The 21,653-nt window shown below is 50.0% G+C and carries 23 protein-coding genes; 3 read left to right on the top strand and 20 right to left on the bottom strand.

Going from position 1 to position 21,653, the window contains the following annotated elements:
* Nucleotides 1-49: 49 nt before the first annotated feature.
* Nucleotides 50-1,198 (bottom strand): acyltransferase family protein, encoded by a 1,149-nt coding sequence (locus C7387_RS03600; RefSeq protein WP_006820500.1) that lies wholly within the window; start codon nucleotides 1,196-1,198, stop codon nucleotides 50-52.
* A 657-nt stretch (nucleotides 1,199-1,855) separates the two neighbouring features.
* Between C7387_RS03600 and C7387_RS03595 the strand changes: the two genes are divergently transcribed.
* The gene (locus tag C7387_RS03595) at nucleotides 1,856-2,524 is read left to right on the top strand and encodes an SOS response-associated peptidase (protein ID WP_040903661.1); all 669 of its coding nucleotides are present in this window, start codon (nucleotides 1,856-1,858) and stop codon (nucleotides 2,522-2,524) included.
* On the opposite strand, the gene C7387_RS03590 is transcribed toward C7387_RS03595, so the two are convergent.
* A complete protein-coding gene (locus tag C7387_RS03590; protein ID WP_006820502.1) occupies nucleotides 2,525-2,845 on the bottom strand; it encodes a hypothetical protein in 321 nt (106 codons plus the stop codon). It abuts the gene before it with no gap.
* Complete coding sequence (locus C7387_RS03585) at nucleotides 2,845-3,084, bottom strand: hypothetical protein (RefSeq protein WP_166791153.1); 240 nt, start codon at nucleotides 3,082-3,084, stop codon at nucleotides 2,845-2,847. The genes C7387_RS03590 and C7387_RS03585 overlap by 1 nt, the downstream gene beginning before the upstream one ends.
* Before the next feature lie 238 nt (nucleotides 3,085-3,322).
* Here C7387_RS03585 and C7387_RS03580 point away from each other — a divergent pair, with 238 nt between their 5' ends.
* Together C7387_RS03580 and C7387_RS03575 are read left to right on the top strand one after the other, a co-directional pair.
* Nucleotides 3,323-4,765 (top strand): MBOAT family O-acyltransferase, encoded by a 1,443-nt coding sequence (locus tag C7387_RS03580; protein WP_120816096.1) that lies wholly within the window; start codon nucleotides 3,323-3,325, stop codon nucleotides 4,763-4,765.
* Between the two features lie 7 nt (nucleotides 4,766-4,772).
* Entirely contained in the window at nucleotides 4,773-5,861 is a 1,089-nt protein-coding gene (locus C7387_RS03575; RefSeq protein ID WP_120816095.1) for a hypothetical protein, read from the top strand.
* Between the two features lie 30 nt (nucleotides 5,862-5,891).
* On the opposite strand, the gene C7387_RS03570 is transcribed toward C7387_RS03575, so the two are convergent.
* The 17 genes from C7387_RS03570 to C7387_RS03490 all read right to left on the bottom strand — a co-directional run bounded on the left by C7387_RS03570 (nucleotide 5,892) and on the right by C7387_RS03490 (nucleotide 21,642).
* Nucleotides 5,892-8,297, bottom strand: a complete 2,406-nt coding sequence (locus C7387_RS03570) for an SGNH/GDSL hydrolase family protein (protein ID WP_120816094.1) — start codon at nucleotides 8,295-8,297, stop codon at nucleotides 5,892-5,894.
* A 57-nt stretch (nucleotides 8,298-8,354) separates the two neighbouring features.
* Complete coding sequence (locus C7387_RS03565) at nucleotides 8,355-10,841, bottom strand: host specificity factor TipJ family phage tail protein (RefSeq protein ID WP_120816093.1); 2,487 nt, start codon at nucleotides 10,839-10,841, stop codon at nucleotides 8,355-8,357.
* Complete coding sequence (locus tag C7387_RS03560; RefSeq protein ID WP_120816092.1) at nucleotides 10,801-11,220, bottom strand: NlpC/P60 family protein; 420 nt, start codon at nucleotides 11,218-11,220, stop codon at nucleotides 10,801-10,803. The genes C7387_RS03565 and C7387_RS03560 overlap by 41 nt, the downstream gene beginning before the upstream one ends.
* Nucleotides 11,213-11,683, bottom strand: a complete 471-nt coding sequence (locus C7387_RS03555) for a hypothetical protein (RefSeq protein ID WP_120816091.1) — start codon at nucleotides 11,681-11,683, stop codon at nucleotides 11,213-11,215. The genes C7387_RS03560 and C7387_RS03555 overlap by 8 nt, the downstream gene beginning before the upstream one ends.
* On the bottom strand, nucleotides 11,683-12,180 hold the full coding sequence (locus C7387_RS03550) for a hypothetical protein (protein ID WP_120816090.1): 498 nt from the start codon (nucleotides 12,178-12,180) through the stop codon (nucleotides 11,683-11,685). The genes C7387_RS03555 and C7387_RS03550 overlap by 1 nt, the downstream gene beginning before the upstream one ends.
* Nucleotides 12,180-15,119, bottom strand: coding sequence for a coiled-coil domain-containing protein (locus tag C7387_RS03545; RefSeq protein WP_120816089.1), 2,940 nt, complete (start codon nucleotides 15,117-15,119; stop codon nucleotides 12,180-12,182). The genes C7387_RS03550 and C7387_RS03545 overlap by 1 nt, the downstream gene beginning before the upstream one ends.
* Nucleotide 15,120: 1 nt before the next feature.
* On the bottom strand, nucleotides 15,121-15,798 hold the full coding sequence (locus tag C7387_RS03540; protein ID WP_120816088.1) for a DUF6246 family protein: 678 nt from the start codon (nucleotides 15,796-15,798) through the stop codon (nucleotides 15,121-15,123).
* Between the two features lie 57 nt (nucleotides 15,799-15,855).
* Complete coding sequence (locus C7387_RS03535) at nucleotides 15,856-16,599, bottom strand: phage tail tube protein (protein ID WP_120816087.1); 744 nt, start codon at nucleotides 16,597-16,599, stop codon at nucleotides 15,856-15,858.
* A 65-nt stretch (nucleotides 16,600-16,664) separates the two neighbouring features.
* Nucleotides 16,665-17,048, bottom strand: coding sequence for a phage tail termination protein (locus C7387_RS03530; protein ID WP_120816086.1), 384 nt, complete (start codon nucleotides 17,046-17,048; stop codon nucleotides 16,665-16,667).
* Nucleotides 17,045-17,509: an HK97 gp10 family phage protein gene (locus C7387_RS03525; RefSeq protein ID WP_120816085.1), complete on the bottom strand. Its 465-nt coding sequence runs from the start codon at nucleotides 17,507-17,509 to the stop codon at nucleotides 17,045-17,047. The genes C7387_RS03530 and C7387_RS03525 overlap by 4 nt, the downstream gene beginning before the upstream one ends.
* Nucleotides 17,510-17,511: 2 nt before the next feature.
* A complete protein-coding gene (locus C7387_RS03520; RefSeq protein ID WP_120816084.1) occupies nucleotides 17,512-17,862 on the bottom strand; it encodes a hypothetical protein in 351 nt (116 codons plus the stop codon).
* Nucleotides 17,862-18,035 (bottom strand): 50S ribosomal protein L13, encoded by a 174-nt coding sequence (locus C7387_RS03515; protein WP_120816083.1) that lies wholly within the window; start codon nucleotides 18,033-18,035, stop codon nucleotides 17,862-17,864. The genes C7387_RS03520 and C7387_RS03515 overlap by 1 nt, the downstream gene beginning before the upstream one ends.
* Complete coding sequence (locus C7387_RS03510) at nucleotides 18,035-18,415, bottom strand: DUF7370 family protein (RefSeq protein ID WP_120816082.1); 381 nt, start codon at nucleotides 18,413-18,415, stop codon at nucleotides 18,035-18,037. Before C7387_RS03510 ends, C7387_RS03515 begins: the two co-directional genes overlap by 1 nt.
* A 2-nt stretch (nucleotides 18,416-18,417) precedes the next feature.
* Entirely contained in the window at nucleotides 18,418-18,735 is a 318-nt protein-coding gene (locus C7387_RS23050; protein ID WP_211326889.1) for a hypothetical protein, read from the bottom strand.
* 32 nt (nucleotides 18,736-18,767) lie between these two features.
* Nucleotides 18,768-19,823 carry a major capsid protein gene (locus C7387_RS03500; protein WP_120816081.1) on the bottom strand — a complete coding sequence of 352 codons (1,056 nt, stop codon included), beginning with the start codon at nucleotides 19,821-19,823 and terminating at the stop codon, nucleotides 18,768-18,770.
* Entirely contained in the window at nucleotides 19,820-20,281 is a 462-nt protein-coding gene (locus C7387_RS03495) for a hypothetical protein (protein ID WP_120816080.1), read from the bottom strand. The genes C7387_RS03500 and C7387_RS03495 overlap by 4 nt, the downstream gene beginning before the upstream one ends.
* Nucleotides 20,281-21,642: a DUF2213 domain-containing protein gene (locus tag C7387_RS03490; RefSeq protein ID WP_120816079.1), complete on the bottom strand. Its 1,362-nt coding sequence runs from the start codon at nucleotides 21,640-21,642 to the stop codon at nucleotides 20,281-20,283. Before C7387_RS03490 ends, C7387_RS03495 begins: the two co-directional genes overlap by 1 nt.
* Nucleotides 21,643-21,653 lie beyond the last annotated feature (11 nt).

Here is a 21,653-nt window from a genome sequence, read left to right as displayed (position 1 = left end):
AAAAGGGATATCCAGTTCTAAATGGGTATCCCTTTATTCTGTCTTATTTTTATTTCATCAAGACATCTTGACCAATCTTTCCAAATCGATGTTGGAATTCGGTGAGTATTTTTGACTTAAGCCAATTAGCAAGTGATTGTTCCAAATAACGATGTGAGATTGCTGCAGCAATAATCGACATCAGGACCATTAAGACAAAAAATGGAGCTCCCTCAGGTACCGCACCAATATATCTGAAAACTATATCAAGCGCCCCTTTGACAGGTAAATGTACCAGATAGAGTGAAAATGATATATCACCAAGGTAAGTAAAAACATGAGGTGCAGGGATTCGGATGGTTTTACTAGCGATCGCTAGTGATAATACAAGCGGGACTAGAGATATACCCCACATAAAAATACCATGATCCGCTCTGTACCACGATAAATACTGGTATATTGTAAAAGCTGTAGCCGTTGACACCAGGATCAGACACCAAAACTGACTTTCAACTCTAACTTTTGATTTATATATCAAAGCAATTCCTACTCCGGCAATGAACAGCCAAATAATTGGATTAGAAATGATATTAAGATAAAAAAATGAATAGGCATAATCCGGATAAACGCTTGCAGTTACTGAACCTGTAGTTAAGTATGGCAATACAACTAATGTCATCACTGCAACTGTAGCAAGCGCGATCCAGCGTGCCCGTCCAAGAAGCAAACTGGCACCAAATATGAGATAAAAATACATTTCATAGTTCAGCGTCCATCCAACAAACAATGGTGCAACGCCGTATACAGGTTTAGCAGAAATGTCACCTTGTGGAAGGAAAAGTAACGCTTTGAATAATGAATTAACATTACTCCCCGAATCGAAAAACGCCATCCCACCATGAAGTGTAAAAATGGATATTAATGTTAATGTTGTGTATACGGGAAAGATTCTGGTAAAACGCTTAATATAAAACTCAATGGTATAACGGATAGAGCCGTCCCCACTCCATGTCGTGCATACCATTATGAAACCGCTAATGATAAAAAACAGATCAACTCCGAATCCTGCACCACCCCAGAAAAGCATCCAGGAGATAGCTTTCGTATCATAGACAATGATGCCGGGAATGAACTCTGCAGCATGCCGTAAAACTACAGCGAGCGCAGCGATACCGCGAAGTGCCTGAATAAACTCTATATTACGTTTTTCGTTTTGCATGAACACCTGAACATGACAATTATTGCACGTTTAACGTTTCAGTAGTTGCCGGATTATTACAGGTAGGCGAATAGTGGTCAACAAACCCATGAAGTACCAACAATCGTACTCCAGGTGCAGTCACGCGCCACAATTTATGTCTAATCACCGGCACAAAGTAATCACGTAGTCATCAGGCTCTGAAATAAAGTGGTGATTCTTTGAATTTCAGGCAATTATCTTACGAAGGCGACTGCAGTAATGTTGCCAGGTGAAGGCGGCTAACAGCGCGTTACAGAAATCTTGACTACAGGATTTCATTTGAGCTTCTAATAACGAGCCATCCGGAACAAGGTTTATGTTCAAACTGCATTAAAAGAATGTATTTGAGGAGCAATTTTCAGCGTTTGCCCCATCTATATCGGATGACTGTGGGGCAAACGAATATAACTACCAGGACGATACCTACACCTGCATGGACATCATATGACCATGTATTTTTCATAAATGACAAAGATCGTCCAAGAGCGCATTACACAACAGGCGGTTACAGTCTTGCAAAACACCAGTCGTCTAAACTCACCTTAGAGCGAGTGTTGTTTTGTGTCCCATATATGCCCCAAATCCCCCTACCACCTCCAGTCACCTATACTTTCAGTCTGTCGACTGGAGGTTCTTATGTGCGGACGTTTCTCGCAATTCATGACCCGTGAAGAATACCTCGCAATATTGGCTGACGAAGCCGATCGTGATATCCCATATGACCCTGAACCAATCGGACGCTACAACGTGGCGCCAGGCACCAAAGTTCTACTACTCAGTGAGCGCGACGAAGAGTTGCACCTTGACCCGGTACTGTGGGGTTACGCCCCTGGTTGGTGGGATAAACCGCCACTGATTAACGCGCGCGTCGAGACGGCTGCCACCAGCAGGATGTTTAAGCCTCTCTGGCAGCATGGCCGGGCAATATGTTTTGCTGATGGCTGGTTTGAGTGGAAGAAGGAAGGCAATAAGAAGCAGCCATATTTCATCCATCGCGCTGACGGAAAACCTATCTTCATGGCAGCAATCGGCAGCGCCCCGTTCGAACGCGGTGATGAAGCAGAAGGGTTCCTGATAGTGACGGCAGCTGCCGATAAAGGCCTGGTCGATATTCACGACCGGCGGCCGCTCGTTTTGTTACCAGAAGCCGCACGTGAATGGATGCGCCAGGAAGTCGGCGGGAAAGAGGCGGAGAATATCGCAGTTGATGGCTCAGTGCCGGCCGATATGTTCGTCTGGCATCCGGTTACTCAGGCTGTCGGAAACGTCAAGAACCAGGGACCGGAGCTGATTAAACAGATTTGATTAAACTGTCGGGCTGCTGTCTTCTTTAACCCTGTCGATACTGAACGTCAGGACGCCGATAACCACCAGATCATCAAGCTCCTCGCCTTCTATCGCTTCACCATCTTCAGTGATAAATGCAGATCCCATCCATTTTCCGAAATAGCTGTGACCATCAAGGGACACCAGGAGTATGTCTCCCCTATCAAATCTGGTAGTTCTCTCGATGACTGCATAACCGGATGACGTCTCTATCGTCAGGCTGTTTGCAGACACCCCACAGAGATACTCAGGGGTGAGATTAGGCATTACATAATCGTCCGCTGGTGATGGAAAACCCATTAGTGAACCCTCCCCATGTTGCGAAGGATCCAGTAGCGATTGCTACTGTTGTCCGCCGTTTTATCGCAGAAATCAGGCTGATTGCGCTCTATCCAGGCGTTTGCATCATCTGGCGTAAAATGATGATTAACCAGCCGCAACTGCCTCACGAAGTCATCTGTATGAAGGAACCTGTAACCCTTCTGGCTGAGTTTAACTGCCGCAACAAAGGCTGAGTGAATGTCTGATTTACGTCCCATAGCACCACCAAGAGCACTGTACATAAACACAGTATCAAGCATTGAGACACTATCAATCAAATATGAAGCACCTATCAATAAACCACAATTGATAGGCAGGGTGGCGTAAAATACTAAAATCAATGCCAAGCGTCTGATTTTTCTAAATGACTATCACCAGAAAAAAAATTATAATTTTATACTTTGGCTTACAAAGCGTTCACAATCAGCAAAACGTTGCTGGACTTGAGGGTACAGGATGTTATTCAACTCTTTTGAATACTCGATTTTGTTCTTGCCGATAACGGCATTAATATACTTCTTTCTTAAGAAAGTGAATTTAAATCTTTCTAAGGTTTGGGTTTGTTCGATAAGTGTTTATTTTTACTCATTCTTTACTTATCAGTTCATTCCATTGCTGATAGCGTCAATGGCAATCAACTTCATACTTATTAAACTGATACTCTCGCATGGAAACAAAAAATACATTGTCTTGAATGTGCTTTTTAACGTAATCTCACTTGGTTACTTTAAGTACTGCAACTTTTTCGCATCAAATATTGATTCTATATTTGGATTGAACATTGGACATCTTGATGTCGTTGCACCACTGGCAATCAGTTTTTACACATTCCAGCAGATATCATTATCTGTAAGTGCTCATCGAAAGCAAATTACTGAAGTAACATTATTAGATTATTGCGCATATATATTATTCTTCCCTAAATTGATTTCAGGGCCAATAACTAATTATGAAATTATAACCAAACAGCTAAGCAGCAAAGACAGCTATCTTGGTAAGTATCTGGCTCCAGGATTGTTTGTATTTAGCGTAGGTGTTTTCAAAAAAATCGTTCTTGCATCCTACTTTGGCGCCATAGCAGATCAGGGGTATTCCGTTGTTTCAACATTGAATACTATTGATTCGTGGATAACCAGCCTGTCGTATACTCTACAGTTATATTTCGATTTCTCTGGCTATACAGATATGGCAATCGGGTCCGGGTTACTATTTGGGGTAATACTACCTCTTAACTTTAACTCGCCGTATCTGGCTACAGACCTTCAGGATTTCTGGAGACGCTGGCATATAACCCTGTCAACATGGCTGAGAAACTATGTTTACATTCCTCTCGGAGGAAACAGAAAGGGCGTGCCAAGAACTTATCTCAACCTGTTTCTCACCTTCCTGATCGGCGGTTTTTGGCACGGTGCAGGATGGAACTTCCTTGCCTGGGGGGCATTGCATGGTGCAGGTCTTGTTGTCCATAGATACTGGTCTCAGAATGGCTTAAAGATGCCATCCATCCTTGGCTGGTTTGTCACATTCAACTACGTCAATATCGCATGGATTTTTTTCAGAACAGAAAATATTACCGATGCTGTGACTATCCTTAAGAAGATGTTTGGGATGGTGAGTGGCACTGCAGATCCGGTAAAATTTAATCAGATCTTCTCTGATTCCTTTAGCTTCATATTCCCTGACCTTAATGTTCAAATGTGGCTGGTTTGCGCTGCAGCTATCGCCATCTGTCTTGTCCCATTCAATACAAACTCCATAATCTCAATGGCTAATTCGGACAGAAAAGGGGTCATATGGAACGCGGTGATTCCAGCAGCTAGTGCTTTGGCACTTTGTTTAGCGGTGTATGCATCACTTGGTGGTGGTAGTGCCGGTTCATTCATTTATTTTAATTTCTGAGGGATGTATGCGGTATAAGACTGGATTCGCTATCTTCATCTCAATTATCATACTGGCAGTTTTAGGCTATGGGTATGCTTTTATCAATCAGTACAATAAAGGTATCCCTGCTGAATGGTGGCTTGTAAACACTGTTGACTACAAAAATCTTGTTGCAGAAAAGCATTCAGGCAAAAGAATTATGGTCGTTAGTGGATCTAATAGCCTGTTCTCTGTGAATAGTAACGTTATTAAGGAAAAAACGGGTATTCAAACTATCAATATGGCAATGCATGCCGGCCTTGATATTGACTTTTACAAATATATTATCAAAAAGTACACCCACAAGGGTGATGTGGTAGTTATCCCACTTGAATATGAGTTCTATACTCGCCAAAATGCTTATAATGACTGGTTTGTAAACAACATGGCATCATGGGGAGGAAGCTATCTTAAGTCACTGCCCCCCACATCAGCAGTCAAACTTCTTACTTATCTTTCCCCGAAGAGAATATATGAAGGGATAACAACAGTTGAGCCTGTTAAGTTCGAAGATAAAAGCATCGTTAGCCAGTTCTATGAGCACAATGATGGCATCTTCTACGGCTACAATTTCAGAAGTATGAACGCTACTGGGGACATAAATGCAAACCCCAAAATTTCAGCGCAACAAGAAGCGGCGAAGGAAGCCCCACGGCAATGCCTGGGCAATAACCTGGTTGTGAGTGACTACACAATTAGAGAGTTGAAGGAGATTAAATCCATTGTCGAAAAGTCAGGGGCAACGATGATTTTGACATACCCTGTCTATATGAAAAACGCACAATGCTCGATGGATAACAAAGAGACTTCTGCGTCATTGAAGGTGCTTGCAGATACATTGAGCAAAAACGATATCAGTATCAAATGCTCACCCGGTATGTCTATGCTGGACCCCGTTTTCTTCATGGATCCGCCTTATCATGCTAATGCAATCGGAGCTGAGATAAGAAGCACTTTTCTTGGAGAGTGCTTAAAAGAAATTATTACCACAGGTGATGATAAGAACAGTAGAAAAATTCCTGTTGAAGTTTTAAGAAAAATGGAAGCTGAACTCTCGTCAAAGGTAGCTCATTAAAAAACAGGGCGCGTCAAGCGCCCATTTTTTTTACACTACACCCTTGAAAGATATGCCACCAAGACTCACCCAAGTACCACTTGTCATACCCCAAATTTTAACCTGACCGTTTTTCTCTATAATTACCCTCGCATTAACTGCATCAGCCCACACGACTTGTCGCGTAATAAATCGCGGTGATACGTTTCCTGGCAAAGTATAAATAACATCTCCATTCACAGGTGCCCCCACTCCTGTGAAGTTTAATAACCCATCAAGTGTCACTGTCCCATCAGAGTCTCTTGACCAGCGTGGGGTACTCTCACCACTCCCAAGAGACCAGTTAGTACCAATCGTCCCATTTAGTGGCATATGGGAAGTGTTAAGACTGCCACCGGGAGAAGCAAGACCTAAGATGGAATTGTAAAATGCTCTGGCGAATAGGTACCCAGTGTTAGCTGTTGGATGAATATTATCGTTAACTGTTGAATCCTGGTCAGAGCGGGAAGGGTCTGTAATGTAGTCAGGGAAAACTGGACCAATAACCTGGTTCATCTCAATGAACTTAACCCCAAGTTCGGCACATAGATTACGCAAGCCAGATCGATGGAACTTCCCTAGCCCACTACGAGTTGTTGGTTGACCTTTCCCGCCTACTTGATCTTGTCCATAGTAAATAGTTGGGCAGGCTACGATTACCTGATTACCATTATTAATTGCGTTGTTAATCATATAGCGCATATTTGTTAGGTACGCAGACCCAGTCACTCCACCTTGGATGTCATTCACCCCGACCATCATTAGGCATAAATTATAATTACCTAGGTTTACTCCATCCATAATTGTTCGCTGTGCAGCGGAGTCGTCACCTGGTCTGGAGTAGTTATCAACAGTGGCTAAGCGTATACCGTTCATAGCATCAAAAGATGTCTTCAATACAGAAGGCCATGATGCCCCTAAAGCATCAGAAGATATGCTATCTCCGAAACAGCATACATGAATAAATCGCCCTGTATCTCTTGAGAGATTAAGTCGTCGCGTTGGTGATGAGACAGTAATATTTCCAACCCCACCGCAGCCAAACCCGACATCTTGTATTTCTCCCATAGAGGAAACGTCTACTGTGTCAATGGCAAAACCATTTAGCATTAAAGTGAAACTAGTTGAGGAGTTTCTACGTAAGGTGATGTCACTCATAAAAAAGTTATAAGCTGGCGTGGAGGTCATACCCTGATAAACAAGATCGCCAGTTATAACCGAACCACCTGTTCTGATATTTCTAACTGGATTAGCTGTATCGTTGGCCAAACAGTTATACCAAACTCGACCCAACGTGCAATTAACCATGACTGTGGCTATGGTTGTGGTGCCAGATGATGGTGCATCGAAGTGACAGGAAAACTCTTCATTATCGGCAATTGGAGCAAATCCAATACTCTGTTTGTTGTTATCAGAGTTAGCAATCACATAACCAGTGTTGCTGGTTGCCGTAGGTGTCACTGTTGTTGAAGTGTCTAGCCCTTGGTCAAATTGACGATAGTACATACCCACAGCAAGATCGCTTTGATTTGGAAATATTTGTTTAACCGTTGAAATATCCCTATCTGCAGCGCTTGTCCATACCGGTCTGTCTGCTTTGTCATATCCAAGTGACTGCGGGTAGTAAAAGTAAACATCTTGATTTGTATAGTGGATTTTTACGAGACTTGCATACCGAGCCGTTGAACTGATGTACCCTCCATCAACGGTAGAAAGGATCACATTCTTGTCAGTTTTCAGGATGCGGTTGTTCGTCCATGATGCGCTGGTTCCAGTGCCTAATTTATAATTAAGTCCGCCCAAAGCAGGGAAATAAATAGTCCCCCACTCTCCAACTGCTGCCGCTGCACTCTGTAACGCAGCTGAGTTATCAGTAACTCCGTCTCCATTACCTCCGAAATCCAGGATGTTTACAACGCGCTTGTTTATTTCGTGCTGATTAGTTGCAATGGCCCCAGCATAAGGCTGCTTTACGGTTAAAAGTGAATCACCTAATCCTGTAGAAGGGCTTGCAAGGTCAGACCTCAGGACGGTGTCACCAACACTCAGCCATTTACCAGGACCGATACCACCAGTAGATTCTGGTGTTGAATTTGCCGGAACCACTTTAGGCCCAGAGGCAAAAGAGCCAGTCCACTTGTAATAGGCGTTATCAGCGGTGTTAAACAACACTTCGTTAGGGTTTGCCACCGTAGCACCTGTGGTAAACGTCAGGCCGGTCAGAGTTACATAGCCGAACGCATTCATCACCTGCTGCGCGAGATAGTTGATTCCTTCAATGGTGTAATGTTTACCACCGAAGCGATCGATATACGTCCAACCCTGCGAGGTTACGAACTCATCGATTTTCCCGGCATTGAATTTCAGGTCGCGCGGGGATTCGCTTGGTACCGGCATGTTAGTAGGTTGCGTCGCCATATTTTTTCCATAAAAAAACCCGGCGCAGTGGCCGGGTTGTGCTGTGAAGGAGGTGGTTTATTCGTAGATCTTGTCGCTGTACTCAGCGAGAGTTAGTGCGGTGCTACCCTTTCCATCTGGTTGCTTGGCGGTTACAGTCCATCGCCCGGCGTCCAGCTCCTCTGAGGTAGCAATTGCGTACCGTGAAGGTGACTGAACGTCGACGCCGTCATAGAGATTGAGAGTGATAGCGGGAATTGCTGCGGTGAATCCGAACGGCGTGTCGGCGCGCGGTGATGCAGGATAGCGCGCCGTAGTCGCCCCCATTGAGTCGGTTATCTGAACGAACATCGAGCCGGAGAAAGTGATCCTCTCGCTGGTTTCAAAGTAATTTCCGGTGCGCGACACGATATAGCCAGCCTGCTGATTGGTGTCGTAGGTATCAGGTACCTGGACCATATCCCCGATATTCACCCATTCGCCATCAGCGAGCGCCGTGACAGACATCGTCATGCGGGAATAGATAAGTCGGCGGCACTCACGCAAGGCACGCTCATTAGCCTGGAAGCGGTTCCTGATATACAGCAGCTCGAACTTTTTCGCCTTTGTCGGCTGGCCTTCAACAATGCTGTTTCCATCCACCCGGTACCGCACGTAGTCCTGCTTGTTGGTGTCCGGGTTACGATACTGAACCTCCACGCCGTCAAAGCCGCCGGGAAGCGTCATGTCATAGGACAGTGAATATCCGTCTGGCTTCGTGTTTGATCGGTTGAAGATGGTGGCCGGCGACGTCTTTTTGCCGTCACGCGTGAATGACAGAACGCCATTATCATCGTAAACCGATACGCTGGCCGCATCGCAAATGGACTCCATGCGTGCCCCCAGAGAGATGTCCTCATCATCGAAGGTGTAGTCGAAGTAGCCCAGGCGCGGGTCGATAGCGTCGAGCTCTGCCTGTAACTGATACAGGCCATAAATATCGATGCTACTTTCACCTTGATTACCGACAACCAGCCAGTTGTGCAGCGCGATATCTGCAAACTTACGTGATGGCCTGATAGTGTAATCAACCTGCTGCGTCGCGACGTCGTAGCTGATAACGTGCCGGGTGATAAGCGCGTTATACTTGCGCTCACGCCCGCTGGTCGCGTTCTCGGTGGCCCTCACCTTTACGGTTACGAGCGTATCGTCCGGATACACAACGTTATTACGGATGTTCACCGAATGAATCTCTTCCAGCTGCAGCACGCTCCTGTCGTGACTGTTGTTTGTCCTGGTAAGGGAAATGGAGTACCTGCCAACCCCGGCCGCCGGAATGATTTTATCCGTCTGGTAAAAAGTATCTGACAGATCATCTCGTGGGTTCTGGACGTGGTATACGAACTCCTGCTGCGTACCGGGGAGCTGATTGTTATCGTCGTCAACTTTCCAGATGACCACCTTCCAGTCGGTGTAATCCTCCGGACCAAGCCTGGACTGCGTGTGTATCCATAACTGCTCCGCCGGTAACGGCGAGAAGAACGGCCCGACGGTAACGCCGGAATTCTGCATCAGGATAAATTTGGTCGTGTTTATCGTTGCGGTATCAATCGGGACGCCTGGGCCATTCAGCTGATCAAAGATAAACTCGTAGTATTGAACCGGATTTATCACCGCACCGTCGTCACTTTCTATGCAGTTGATGAGGTTGGCGCTGATAGTCACATCCTGCGTAACAGGTCCCTCAGTCGTCGAATACGTGATGTTGATAATGAATTTAACCGGCGATGGCCGCGGCAGGTCTTTGAAGAAATCGAACTCAGCCTGCTTGACGATCTTCATCGATACCTGGCCACCAGCATAATTACCGCTGACTACTGTATTGGCGGTCGCCGTTTCAACCGGGATATCATCGCTTTCGTTCGGGCCCGGCAACTCCTGACCATCAACGTCATCAAACTGGTACCCCTCCTGAATTGTCGGGATGGTTTCTCCAGGCTGATAAATCGTGTAGCTGGCGCCAGCCATAGAGCCGAGATTCGACTCTGAAAAGCGAACTGACGTGACGTCATACTTACCCAGGCCAAAGCACATCAACTCGGTGACGTATTTCAGGTTGCTCACATACTCAAAAAGCGACTCCTGAATCAGGTCTGGGAAGGCCCTTACCTGACCGAAGTTATCCGGCTTCGCTTCGCCGTTACGCGCGATGTTAGTCTGCCCTTTCAGGCTGTTGTTTGGTGATGTCTTGCTGTTACCGGCGGCAGCGGATCCGGCGTTAGGCTTTGGCATCAGGCCGGACAGAACCTTCTGCGTGAACTTAATCGGGTTGAGGTGCTCGAGTGGGTTAAGGATGGTCCCTATCAAGCCGCCGCCTTTTGGCTGGTCGAAGATGATAACCCGATCAGACTCATGGAGATGGAATGCCAGCTCATCATCCGGCTGCAGCTCCCTACCGTTCACGTTGATTCTGACGTCTTTGTGCAGGCTCTCCTGCATCAGCCAGTCAGAGAATACCGTACCGACCTCTACGACAGCCCTGTCCTTAGGCAGCCCGGGAACTCGCTGGATCTCGATAATCGGCATACTGGTAAAACTCCACTCTGGTGAATAGCTTTTGAATTGTTCTGATGGCGTCAGGCCTGACGTGCCCGTTTTCCCCGCGGCTGTGTAGCGCACGGCCATCAACTATCAGCCCGACGTGAACCGGCTGACTCCCCACCCACGCCACGAAGATACCGTCCTCCGCAAACACGTCGCAGCGCTTCCAGAAGACAACATCAGCGTCATAGCAGGTCAGGAAGTCGTGGCCACACTCGTAGTCAGGGGACTGGTGTATTTCGATGCCAAGAACGTGACGGTAGTAAAGCACCACTAGCCCCCAACAATCTGCCGCCTCGAAGCTACACGCCCGGTTTCGCCACGGAATGCCAGTGACAAGAGACACAAACTCATCTTTAGACATTCTGCAGCCCCGGGAACTCTTCTACGGTATACAGGCGCCCAACGTTGCGGTTGAGCGGGTTTATGCGGGTAAGCGGACAGGTAACGTCCTTGTCATCCATCGAGCAGTCGCTGACATACAGCGTCCACGACTTAATCGCCGTCCCCATATCTGCAGCATCGAACTGCTGATAAGTGGCAGATATTGGTGTGATGCGGTCGAAGGCCTTCCACTGCTTCAGCTTTTGCTTGAAGTCCTGCGCCAGTCGGCTGAATTTTACAGTGCTATCGAGGATCGGCGTATTGCTCTGCTGGCTTTCCGTAAGATCCATGCGGCACGGCGTGTACACCTGTCCGCCGAGGGTCTTCGGAAATATTTGATTATTCACCAGCCTCACATAACCAAAAACCGGACTGTAGAACGTTATCGTTTCGTACAATATCCGGTTCGGTCGCTGACTTTGAAACTCTCTGAGCGTTGGCATTATGGCACCCTAGGCAAACTTTCCGGGTCCCGGTCGTCTGGGTAGCCGGTCACGATAATATCCAGCCATGACGCCCACGGCGGCGGAAGCTCGACAATGATGTCGTCGTAGTCGTCATCAGAGTTAACCAGTTTCCGCGCAACAACGTCACCGCTCCAGGTGAATACTGACCCGGATTGCGACCATGTCGGCCACGAAAGGAAGTGCAGCTCCTGTATCTCAATTCCGGTGTCGCCAGTCCCGGTGCCAATAGGCATCGTGAACCACTGGTTGCCGTTGTCGAGATAGTTGGGGCTGCGCACCCATTGCATGAAGGCCCGGTGTTGGTCACGCGTGAATATCCACGTCAGTGAGAACGTTGTTTTCAGGTCGTCGGTAAGTTTCTGGAATATCGGCGCGCCGACCGTCGGTTGGTCGGTCCGAAAGCCGGTATCGGTGGCCGGTGTTTTTCCTTTTTGCGCCAGCGGGAGCCAGTCAGGGTATGGGATAGCCATTATTAGCTCCTTGCCTTTCGTGGCGCGGTGAAGTTTCTCTGTATTGCCTGACTTGCGAGACCGCCATTATCCATGTCATAGATAAACGCATCGACAGACCATCCACCTTTTCCATCAGGCGTTGCCTGGGCATCAACTGTGGCACCGGTGTAGTTATTGATATTCACAACCACACCGCCTCCTGTAGAACCACTGTTAAGGTCTTTGTTGCTGATGACCTTCCCGTTGTCACCTGGGATCATGTACTGGCTACCATTCGATGCCTGGTAAATTTCAGGCATTCCGCCCTCACCTACCTGGTACATCGAACCTGATGAAACGGGACCACCGTTTTTTCGCTTACCAGCGATTCCACCAGCCATTGCCATTGCAGCTATGACCGCACCGATACCGATGGCCGCCGCCCCACCAAACGAGCCGATAGACGCGACGATGGCCGCCGGTGTCCATGCAGCCGTTGTTGCAGCAGCAGATGATACGCTGGCTGCCGTGGTTGTCGCTGTCCCTGCTACCGCTGCAGATGTCGTAGCGGTAGTAGCAGCAACCTGAGCTGCGCTACCGGTAATGGCAGATTTAACCCACTCAACGCCCATCTGAACAAATCCGTTGATCAGACTGTTAAGCGCATTACTGGCAAGAGAATACATGGCCTCCTGCGCAGACATGCTCCCGGTTACGATTCCGGTAAACGCGTTGGATGCGTTACCAGCAAGCGAATCAAAACCATTTGCAAGCACCTGGTTCCCAAGATTCTGGTTTTTCCAGAGCTCCCACATGGCCGCAGTGCGCTGCTGGTCGTACTCAGCATCAGCGGCTTTGCGTAGTGCTAACGCATCCTGGTGTACAATCAGGCCTTGCTGTTCAAATGCATTGATGAGCGCAAGCTTCCTGGCATTTTCGTTTGCCAGTTGCTGCACAGGATCTACAGCACCAACCGCATCCTGCTGTGGTGTAACGGCTTGCTGTGAGCGGATTTTTGCCAGATTTGCCTGGTGGGTTGCTTCCAGTCGCTCAGCTGTCTGATTGTACTGCTCCTGGCTGATTTTCTTCGCAGCCAGTGCTGTATCCAGATCTTCAACATCCTGCTTGTAACTGGCGTTTTCACGCGCCTCAGGAAGAAGTTTCTCCGCTGCTGCCTGCGCCTTTATGGCGTTGGCAGTGTCCCATTTTGCTGCAGCGTATTGACCAGCCAGCGCGATCTGCTCTTTTGTGGCCCCTTTTCCTAGAGACTGCTGAGCATTCAGAATCGCCTGCTCACGGCTCAGCTTGTTAGTTGAGTCTGCGGCAAGCTCTGATTGTTGCTTCAGGTTCGTCAGCTTCTGAGCAATGGAGTCAGCCTGTGAAGCACCTTTTTTCTGCTCTGATTGAAGCGTTTTCTGCGCCTGCGTATTTTTGTACGTAGCCGCAGCGTCATCTTCCATCTGCTTGGCGTGCGGGTCATCCTTCGCAAACCCGGCATCTTCGGCAGCGTATTGTGCCTGCAGCCGTGCGCGTGCCTCACCCTGCAATTTCGATAGCGCCAGGCTACGCTCTGACTGCTTGATGAGGTTCTTCTGCCCAGCAGTAAGATTATCGGTCGAACGTTTAAGGCTATCGACATTGAATGAAGCGTTTGCAGCCTCTCTGGCGAGCTCAATGATAGGACCAAGCAATGCGTTTATTGCTGCCTGTCCATCATTTGATGCTGGCTTAAGGTTCTGCAATTTAAGCGCCAGATCCTGTAAAGCCTGCGGTGAAGGGTTTTTGCTGAGGTCAGACAATTGCTTCGATAACTCAAAAGCAGCCTGATCGCTAATGCCAAATTTAGAGGCTAACGCGCCAACTGTGTTGGCAATGCTCATTCCTGTAGCGTTCCATTCCATACCAGCAGAGCTTATTTGCTTCAGCGCTTCTGAGTAGTTACTTGTTGTGATATCAAGTGCTGCAAGGCGGTCATTGAACCCCTGAACTGAAGCATAACCTCCAGAGAATGCAGATAACGCTTTATCGCCAAAAGAAATGAATGAATTCGATGCATCGCTAATGGCTTTTGGAATCTTAGCAATCGCCTGGTTATACTCCAGCAACGCCTGGTTACGCATCAGCGTAGCAACTTCAGCATTGGTTTTTGCGAGAAAGGCATATTTGTCTGACAGTGCGGCTACGCCATTGATAGAGACGTTGACGACCTTATCCATTGCCTCTGCAGCGTCTTTCAGCGCATCCATGGCGTTTTTGCCGCCGTTGAGCGAGGTGATCAGCACACCAGCCAATACAGACCCCAGCGCGATGAATGCGCCTACAATTGCGCCACCGGGACCAAATGCTCCAGCCAGTTGCGATCCCTGCTGAGAAAAAGCCACTAGCGCCGACTGTCCACCCTGGACCTGCACGATAAAGTCCTGAACCTGATAACCGGCTTGTTGCATGCTGGATTTCCAACTGCCAGTTCCTTTTGCTCCATTTTCAACACTAGTTTTCATGTCATACAGGCGACCGGTAAGCTCTCCGATCTTCTGCTTCTCTTCGTCGGTAGCCTTCGAACCAGCACGCAACTGAGCCGCCAATATTGCAGCACTTCGGGCCCCGTTATCCTGAGCCTCGTCCAGTATTGCCAGTTGGTTACCAAGTGACTCAATAATTGATTCAGCTCGTGTGAACTCACTATTTGCGCCGCCTGTGCCGCTGCGAGCCTCTTCCATCGCACGTGCGATTCCAGTAACGCTGGTATTAAGCTTGCGCAGCTGGTTATCCATGGAATTGGCATAACCGGCCAGTTCCGTAAACGCAGAGCCGGTTTGCGACGTACTCTGGTCGAGGTTGTCCATTCCCTTGCCGGACTGTTGGGCTGCAGCGTCCAGTTTATCCAGAGCATCAATGGCCTGTTTCCCGCCCTGAAGCAGCGGCTCGACATCGGCGCTGATTTCATAAACGATGCTGCCGGCGTTCTTCTCACCTGCCATGTCATTCTCCGGTTATTGCTTTTGCCCTGCGTGCGGCCTGTTTAGCCAGGTACTCGTCGGCGATACTGTCGTACTCTTCGCGAGTGAAGCCTTTCTGGTCCGGGTATTTTGCCGCCAGCAGCAACTGAAATTCGGTCATTGTTAACTGAGAGGCTTCGGCGCGATTCATGCCGAAGTGGCTTCGCGCCGCGCTAATGTAGTCGAAGGCTTTAAACTCAGTAGTGCGTTCGCTTGTTTCGTGACGCTGCAACTGGCGAACCTTGGCCTTCCCGACGACACCGTGCTGCATGAGGTGCTGCGCCAGCACGATGATGTCGTTCTTCGGCATTTGTCCTGGTCGGTAGACGACGCAATGCCGCCACCCCTTCCATTCACCTATCATTGGTGTCAGGTCGTCCTCGCAACATGCCTGTAGTACCAGCATGCAGGTTGATAACAACTTCTCAGCAGCGCGGTTGAATGAAGGCGATAACCACTCAGGAAAGCGCCCAAGCGTGACAGAACACACCTCAATGAGCTTAGAGACATCATTACCGTGGATTGTGGCGTACGTCTGCACAATCTCTTCCGGGGTGCCGATTCGCGTCATAGCCTCGAATGAAGGCCTAAGTAGATAGTCTTTCCCGCCTTCGCGGCTGTCACTGACAGATAGTTCGCCAATATCGGTTAAAGCAGTCATAGGCCTTCCATTAAACGGCCATTATCAAGGGCAGCACGCCGCCCTTTGGAATATCCGTTAAGTAACGGTCACCGTATGTACGGCCACAAAGTTGCCGTCTTCGGTGTTGATGATGATCTGCGCGCTGCCGGTGGCAACACGAGTAACGGTAACGGTGTTTCCAGACGCAGCAGCTGTTGCTTTGGTCGCGTCTGTAGTCGCTACAGTGAAGCCTTTGTTGGTAGCTCCAGCCGGTGCGATATTCACGGTGAAGGTGCTGGTACCGCCTGCCGTGCCGGTGCTGGTCGTCGGTGTTACCGTTACGCCAGTCACTGCGACTTCGCTGATCTCGTTCACCTCAATGGTGCTGGCATCACCGACTTTGAACTCGGTAGAGAACGTGACGATGTCGTTGGTACCGCCGTCAGAGCTCAGCGCAGTGATGTTCATGTAGCCGATAAATTCGACTGGGCCATATTCCATTCGAACCCAAATACCAGTCTGACGCTTTGCAGCAAGCTCGCCAGAGAAATACTTAATGAACTTGCCGACACCGTACTGATCCAACTTGTCCTTCTTGCGGACCTCACCATCAAAACTGAAAGTTAAGTCACTGTTGGTAATGATGGTTTCGACATAGCCGCCGCCGTCATCTGCATCTGAAGTAACCGTGTTCGGATTGAAGTCGAAGCCTTTGTTCGTGCCAGCCGCCAGAGATTTCCAGTCTGCTTCCTGCGGCTTTGCGTCCGGGCAGCCATCGGCAACTTCCAGCACGACTGCACCGCCGAATAGACGCTCATTAGAGCTTGGGCAATTCCCCATGAGAAACTTCCTCTTTGATGTGTAAAAAAGAAAACCCGCCGAAGAGGGTTATTTGGTTGGGATGGCTATTCGCCGTAAGTGCAGGCGAACTGAAGTCGGAAGACTATTCGCCCTTCTTCTGTGAGCACCGGCGCGGGGATTGCGCCCATGTTCTGGATGTAGCCGACACACTCGTCAGCCATGGGGTTGGCCTGGACGTAATCGACGATGCGCTGCACGGCATTGAGTGCGTCTTTGCGCTTATCTTTTGCGCCTACGACGTCGACCAGGACGTGATACTCAGAGCCGAGGTCAGTTCGAATATTCGACCCGCCATTTGGCCTGAATACCATGATCGCCTTCGACAGGTCGTCCGGGTCGTCGTACATCAGCTGCTGCACCGTGAAACCGGTCGTTAGCCCGGCGTCGCCGAACATTTTTCGCACCCGCTCATGCATCATGGGTGTCATAGCGAAAGCTCCTTGCGCATCACCGCATCAACGTTATCGCGCTCGTCATTTGCACCTTTTGTCAGGAATTGCGGCTCACCATGCGGATCCCAGTAGTTGCCCTTTCCGGTCCCGCCGCCGAACTCTTTCGGTTTCTGCGGACCAAATTCAGACCGATTACTGGTGACGCCGAAGTGAGCACGCGGCTGGCCTTTCAACTTGCCTGACGCCTCATGCACATACGCGGCATAATTGGCCGAATAACCAATGCGTCCGGTAATGAACACCCCGCCAGCGTCAATTTCCCGAAACTGGCTGTTAATCAGCGTTGAGGTGTCGATCGGAGTGTAGTAGGCAGCCCGGGCACCTATGAGAATCATAGCCGACTGCAGCGCACGGATTACCTTGCGCCCCTTGACGTCGTTGATGACATCGTTCAGGTGCTTCTTCGCCTTGCTGATGCCTTTCACTTTTATGCCCATGGTTACACTCCAGTCAGGATGGCGTAATCATCCGCCAGGCGCTCGAACGTGTCGGCATAGCGGATAACCTGTCGCACCTCGTCGGCACCGGCTACAACCGGGTCTGGTTCGGTCGACGCACCAATAAGCAGATAATCACCGGCAGCCGCCAGCGCGAACTCGGTCCAGACGGTGTTCTTCACGACGATTTCAGCGCCCAAACTGGCTAACTTCTTGCTTAGCCCGCCCTCGTAATCACAGAGGATTTGCGCTGGCTCGTCATAGCCCAGTGGGTCGCCGTATTCGTCATTGCCTTCCAACTTGCGCCAGATAGTCGCCGTGGCGGTATAGCTCCAGTTAGCTACAGATGACATCAGCCCTCCTTCCAGCGCAGCACCTTCGCGCCAGTCGCCCGGATGCGCTCGCAGTTAATGAACCACTCACCGTCTGATTTGACGTGACCAGTAGTCTCCCGCCCGGTGTCGGTCATTACCCATACGCGGGTGAACGAGCGAGGAAGCCGTACACTTACGGATGTCCACGTCATCAACAGCCCCCAACAACGAGAAACAGACCGACGCTATTGCCAGCGCTGATTGGCAACTCACTGGTGCAACCACTGGTATCGAGTTTCGCCAGTGAGTCACGCAGCCAGGTAATGCTGTCGGCACCATAATCGAATGAACGGGACGCGCCAGATGGCGCACCCTGTGATTTGATGCGGCGCGCACCGGAAGACGTAGCCATAAGCGCGGCGGCGTACATCAGGATCAGCTTCGCGGTGCACTCGTCATACCCGGCCCCGTCGAGGCAGGGGATGATTTTGTTCACCACGCAGAGGATCGGCTCCAGCAGCGCGCCCGGGATGGAGTAACCCAATTCACCGAGGAACGCCTGCACGTCTGCCGCCGTGATTGGGTCAGCCATGGTTATTTCGCCTTCTTCGATTTAGTGGTTGTATCCGGCTGCTCCGGCTGCTCCGGCTGCTCCGGCTGCTCCGGCTGCTCCGGCTGCTCCGGCTGCTCCGGCTGCTCCGGCTGCTCCGGCTGCTCCGGCTGCTCCGCAGGATTATCGCCTTGCGACGGAATTTCAAGCTCCTGATCGCCGACATCACCGATAACTGATACTCGACCAACAAACGCTGGTGGAACATCAGCAGCAGCAAACTGATGGCCAACAGGAAGCTCCTGGAATACACCGTCAATCGTTCCCCAGCAGCCACGCTTTTCGACTTTTAACTGTTTCATGCTCTCTCCCGAAGAAAAGGGGTCGAAGCCCCTTAACCCTGTGCGTTGAACACTTTAGAACGACCGTTGAAGTCGCGCTTAATCTGCAGACCTACAGCACTCCATACCAGAGTGTTGTAGTTGTCGAACGGGTTCTGACGCGGGATCATGAACGAGCCCACCGGCGCCGCAATACGCGTTTTGATGTACTGCGAGTTGCGCACGTAAGCGACGAAGTGGTTACCTGTCAACTTGAAGGTCTGGTTGATAGACTCGATGCGACCGTAACGCAGGATGTATTCCAGCACAGTGCCTTCCTTGAAACCGGCGGCATTAGAATACGGCTTGTTCAGGTTGCGCATGATGTCGGGAGACACCCACACCTTCACCTTCTCCTGCACGTAGTTATCGTCCAGCAGCTTAGCGAACGGGCCGGTGAAGAAGGTAATACACTGGTCAGGGGTCGCAGTCGTCAGGTCCACATTAAGACCAGATGCGCTCAGGTCTACCTGGTTGGTGTTAGCATGGTTGGTGATACCTGCACCGACATAGCCCTTAACCTTCACTTTCACGTCACCGGAAAGCATGTAGTCGGCCATATCTGCGCGAATTGCAGCAACATGCGCTTCCTGGTCATCGGCCATTGCATCGAGGTTTTCGGACTGCATCCCGTTCCATTCACGCCATTCACGGCCGTAGCCAGTGTTGAAGATCGGGATTGGGTCACCAGCTTCGTCGTAGATGACTTTATCCAGCTCTTCCGGAACGTGGCCAGTCAGTGAGCGATGAACCTTGCCAGCGTCACTGGAAACGCGGTAAAGCGCCGCAGTTTTACCGATGGAGATCGGTGTACCGAGACCGAGCAGATCATCCAACAGGCCGTTGCCCTCGTCATTACGGAAGACTCGGGTGGTGATGTTGTCCACTTCACGCCAGTAGTCTTTGGAGATAAGCGCGGCCTGGTTAGCTTCCAGCGCACCACTGTACTGTGCGGAGATAGTGTTTTGGTTTACGTTGAAGGATTCACGCTGCATCAGCAGCTGATTCCACGCCTGCTTCACCTGGTTGTGCTCGGTGATCAGTTTTTTGTTGAATACGATCATGCTCATGCGGTTGCTTTCCCTGATTTGCGAACTTTCACGAGCTGAGCTTCAGCGCCAACGGTGATTTTCTCGCGTGAATAGAAGAGGACCTGGTCAGTTGCTGGAGTGGTTGACTTAGCCAGAGTGCCGTCACCGGCAGAAACCAGACCTTCGTTTTCCAGCAGCACTTCTCCAGCTTTCACCAGCATGTGGTAATCAACAGCGTCTTCGCACATGATGGCTGCGCCGGTATCACCAGCGGGCACGGCTTCACGGATATCGCCACCGCCGATGTAGTTATGTTGCAGAGCCAGCGCGACGCCAGCGCCACCAGCGGTTGCATGAACAGCCAGTTTTCCTACGCTATCCAGCATTACCAGTGATCCAGGTTTAACTGCGGCTGCCATGATAGCTTCGATGACCTGAGGGTCATTCTTACGGGCCGAGCCCGCGATTACGGTATGGAAACGAGGTGCGAGGGCCATTATTCAGGTGCCTCCATGGTAAGGATTTCGCTTTCGGCGCCGTTACCCTGGAATGCAGGGTAGAGACCAGTACTGGTCTGGCACTGTGAGTACATGTCATTCAACGCATCACCGGAGAGCGAGTTGATCGCCGCCTCGGTCATAAACGAGAATTTCGCTTTAACCGCTTCACGCTTGGCTTTCAGGTCGTTCTCGGCGTTTGCCTGCAGCTGTGATTTCAGCGTGCTGATTTCATCGGTCAGAGGTTTCAATGCAAGATTTACTGCCGCAGTAATCGCATCAGAATTAATCTGAGCCTGGCCCGGGTCGCCACCGCCTTCTTTCTTCTGCATCTGCTGGTTATAGGCATCCCAGACCTGATCGTCGGTCAGCCCCTCGGTTTTAACGCCTGCGGTATTGAGCGCGGCGATCATCTTCTCTTTCATCGGGTTTATTTCTCCGTTGGTTTTGACTTCGTACTCAGTTGGTTTGCGCACGACTTCTACAGGCTCGCCGACCAGCGTCACTTCGCTGTCATCGATGAGATATTTTTGCTGGAAGAGTTCGTTACCCTCTTCGTAGATGAATTTGTCTGGCCAGACGGTCACGACGTAGCGATAGACATCACTGCCGGATGGCGCGCGGATAGCCTCACGCAGCATCTGGTAGATTTCGTCGAATGAGGCGTCTGAGTTGTGGGTGAAGAAGAACTTCACTTTGTTCAGCAGGCCGTCCTTCATGCTGTTGGCGGCATCGATGAGACTCGTCGACTCAATGTCAGCCTCTTGCCCGTCAGCGTTAACGAACATGCCGACACCTTCATCCGGCGTTCCGGCCCCGGGCTCGTCGAGCAGGATCGCAATATGGTCGAACTGCATGTTGTGAGCGACCCAGGAGTATTTCTTCCCTTTCGACTCGCCAGATTTCTGCTCTTTGTTCAGCAGTAGTCCCGTAGACAAATGAATCGGATCGGAATTTGTCCCAGCAATCATCTCGTCGAGTCTGGCTATTAGGCGCTTTCCATCAGGCTTGGTCTCAGCAACAGCCTTGTTGACATAGACGTCATTAACCGTCTTATCTCCGGCCTTGCTGACGTTCTGAGCCCACGCTCCGGCGTAGTAGTCATTGACCGCCTGCGGGTCGTTGGCGCTGACGTATTTGCCGTTCACCATCGGGTGGCCGATCGGCATTAACTTGCGCTCCATCGTCTGGTAGCTGTTGTTAATCTCCTCCGCCGGGTACAGGCCGCCATTCATCACGATGTCATCAACGATCGGGACCGCACCACGAATGACGTAGTGTTCCTGACCGTTGATGGTTGTCGTTGAGATGTTGGAGGCGTTGATGGCGAGGGATTTAACGTGGATGCTGGATAGCTTCACGTTGCGTCCTC

Origin of the sequence: Yokenella regensburgei, from assembly GCF_003634235.1 — a bacterium.
GTDB classification, from domain to species: domain Bacteria; phylum Pseudomonadota; class Gammaproteobacteria; order Enterobacterales; family Enterobacteriaceae; genus Yokenella; species Yokenella regensburgei.
Note: the sequence above shows the minus strand (reverse complement) of the source record. Positions and strands in the feature narration are given on the sequence as shown.

Coding starts and splice junctions, on each gene's coding strand:
- C7387_RS03600 (WP_006820500.1), bottom strand. CDS start 1,198: ATGCAAAACGAAAAACGTAATATAGAGTTTATTCAGGCACTTCGCGGT.
- C7387_RS03595 (WP_040903661.1), top strand. CDS start 1,856: ATGTGCGGACGTTTCTCGCAATTCATGACCCGTGAAGAATACCTCGCA.
- C7387_RS03590 (WP_006820502.1), bottom strand. CDS start 2,845: ATGGGTTTTCCATCACCAGCGGACGATTATGTAATGCCTAATCTCACC.
- C7387_RS03585 (WP_166791153.1), bottom strand. CDS start 3,084: ATGGGACGTAAATCAGACATTCACTCAGCCTTTGTTGCGGCAGTTAAA.
- C7387_RS03580 (WP_120816096.1), top strand. CDS start 3,323: ATGTTATTCAACTCTTTTGAATACTCGATTTTGTTCTTGCCGATAACG.
- C7387_RS03575 (WP_120816095.1), top strand. CDS start 4,773: ATGCGGTATAAGACTGGATTCGCTATCTTCATCTCAATTATCATACTG.
- C7387_RS03570 (WP_120816094.1), bottom strand. CDS start 8,297: ATGGCGACGCAACCTACTAACATGCCGGTACCAAGCGAATCCCCGCGC.
- C7387_RS03565 (WP_120816093.1), bottom strand. CDS start 10,841: ATGCCGATTATCGAGATCCAGCGAGTTCCCGGGCTGCCTAAGGACAGG.
- C7387_RS03560 (WP_120816092.1), bottom strand. CDS start 11,220: ATGTCTAAAGATGAGTTTGTGTCTCTTGTCACTGGCATTCCGTGGCGA.
- C7387_RS03555 (WP_120816091.1), bottom strand. CDS start 11,683: ATGCCAACGCTCAGAGAGTTTCAAAGTCAGCGACCGAACCGGATATTG.
- C7387_RS03545 (WP_120816089.1), bottom strand. CDS start 15,119: ATGGCAGGTGAGAAGAACGCCGGCAGCATCGTTTATGAAATCAGCGCC.
- C7387_RS03540 (WP_120816088.1), bottom strand. CDS start 15,798: ATGACTGCTTTAACCGATATTGGCGAACTATCTGTCAGTGACAGCCGC.
- C7387_RS03535 (WP_120816087.1), bottom strand. CDS start 16,599: ATGGGGAATTGCCCAAGCTCTAATGAGCGTCTATTCGGCGGTGCAGTC.
- C7387_RS03530 (WP_120816086.1), bottom strand. CDS start 17,048: ATGACACCCATGATGCATGAGCGGGTGCGAAAAATGTTCGGCGACGCC.
- C7387_RS03525 (WP_120816085.1), bottom strand. CDS start 17,509: ATGGGCATAAAAGTGAAAGGCATCAGCAAGGCGAAGAAGCACCTGAAC.
- C7387_RS03520 (WP_120816084.1), bottom strand. CDS start 17,862: ATGTCATCTGTAGCTAACTGGAGCTATACCGCCACGGCGACTATCTGG.
- C7387_RS03515 (WP_120816083.1), bottom strand. CDS start 18,035: ATGACGTGGACATCCGTAAGTGTACGGCTTCCTCGCTCGTTCACCCGC.
- C7387_RS03510 (WP_120816082.1), bottom strand. CDS start 18,415: ATGGCTGACCCAATCACGGCGGCAGACGTGCAGGCGTTCCTCGGTGAA.
- C7387_RS23050 (WP_211326889.1), bottom strand. CDS start 18,735: ATGAAACAGTTAAAAGTCGAAAAGCGTGGCTGCTGGGGAACGATTGAC.
- C7387_RS03500 (WP_120816081.1), bottom strand. CDS start 19,823: ATGAGCATGATCGTATTCAACAAAAAACTGATCACCGAGCACAACCAG.
- C7387_RS03495 (WP_120816080.1), bottom strand. CDS start 20,281: ATGGCCCTCGCACCTCGTTTCCATACCGTAATCGCGGGCTCGGCCCGT.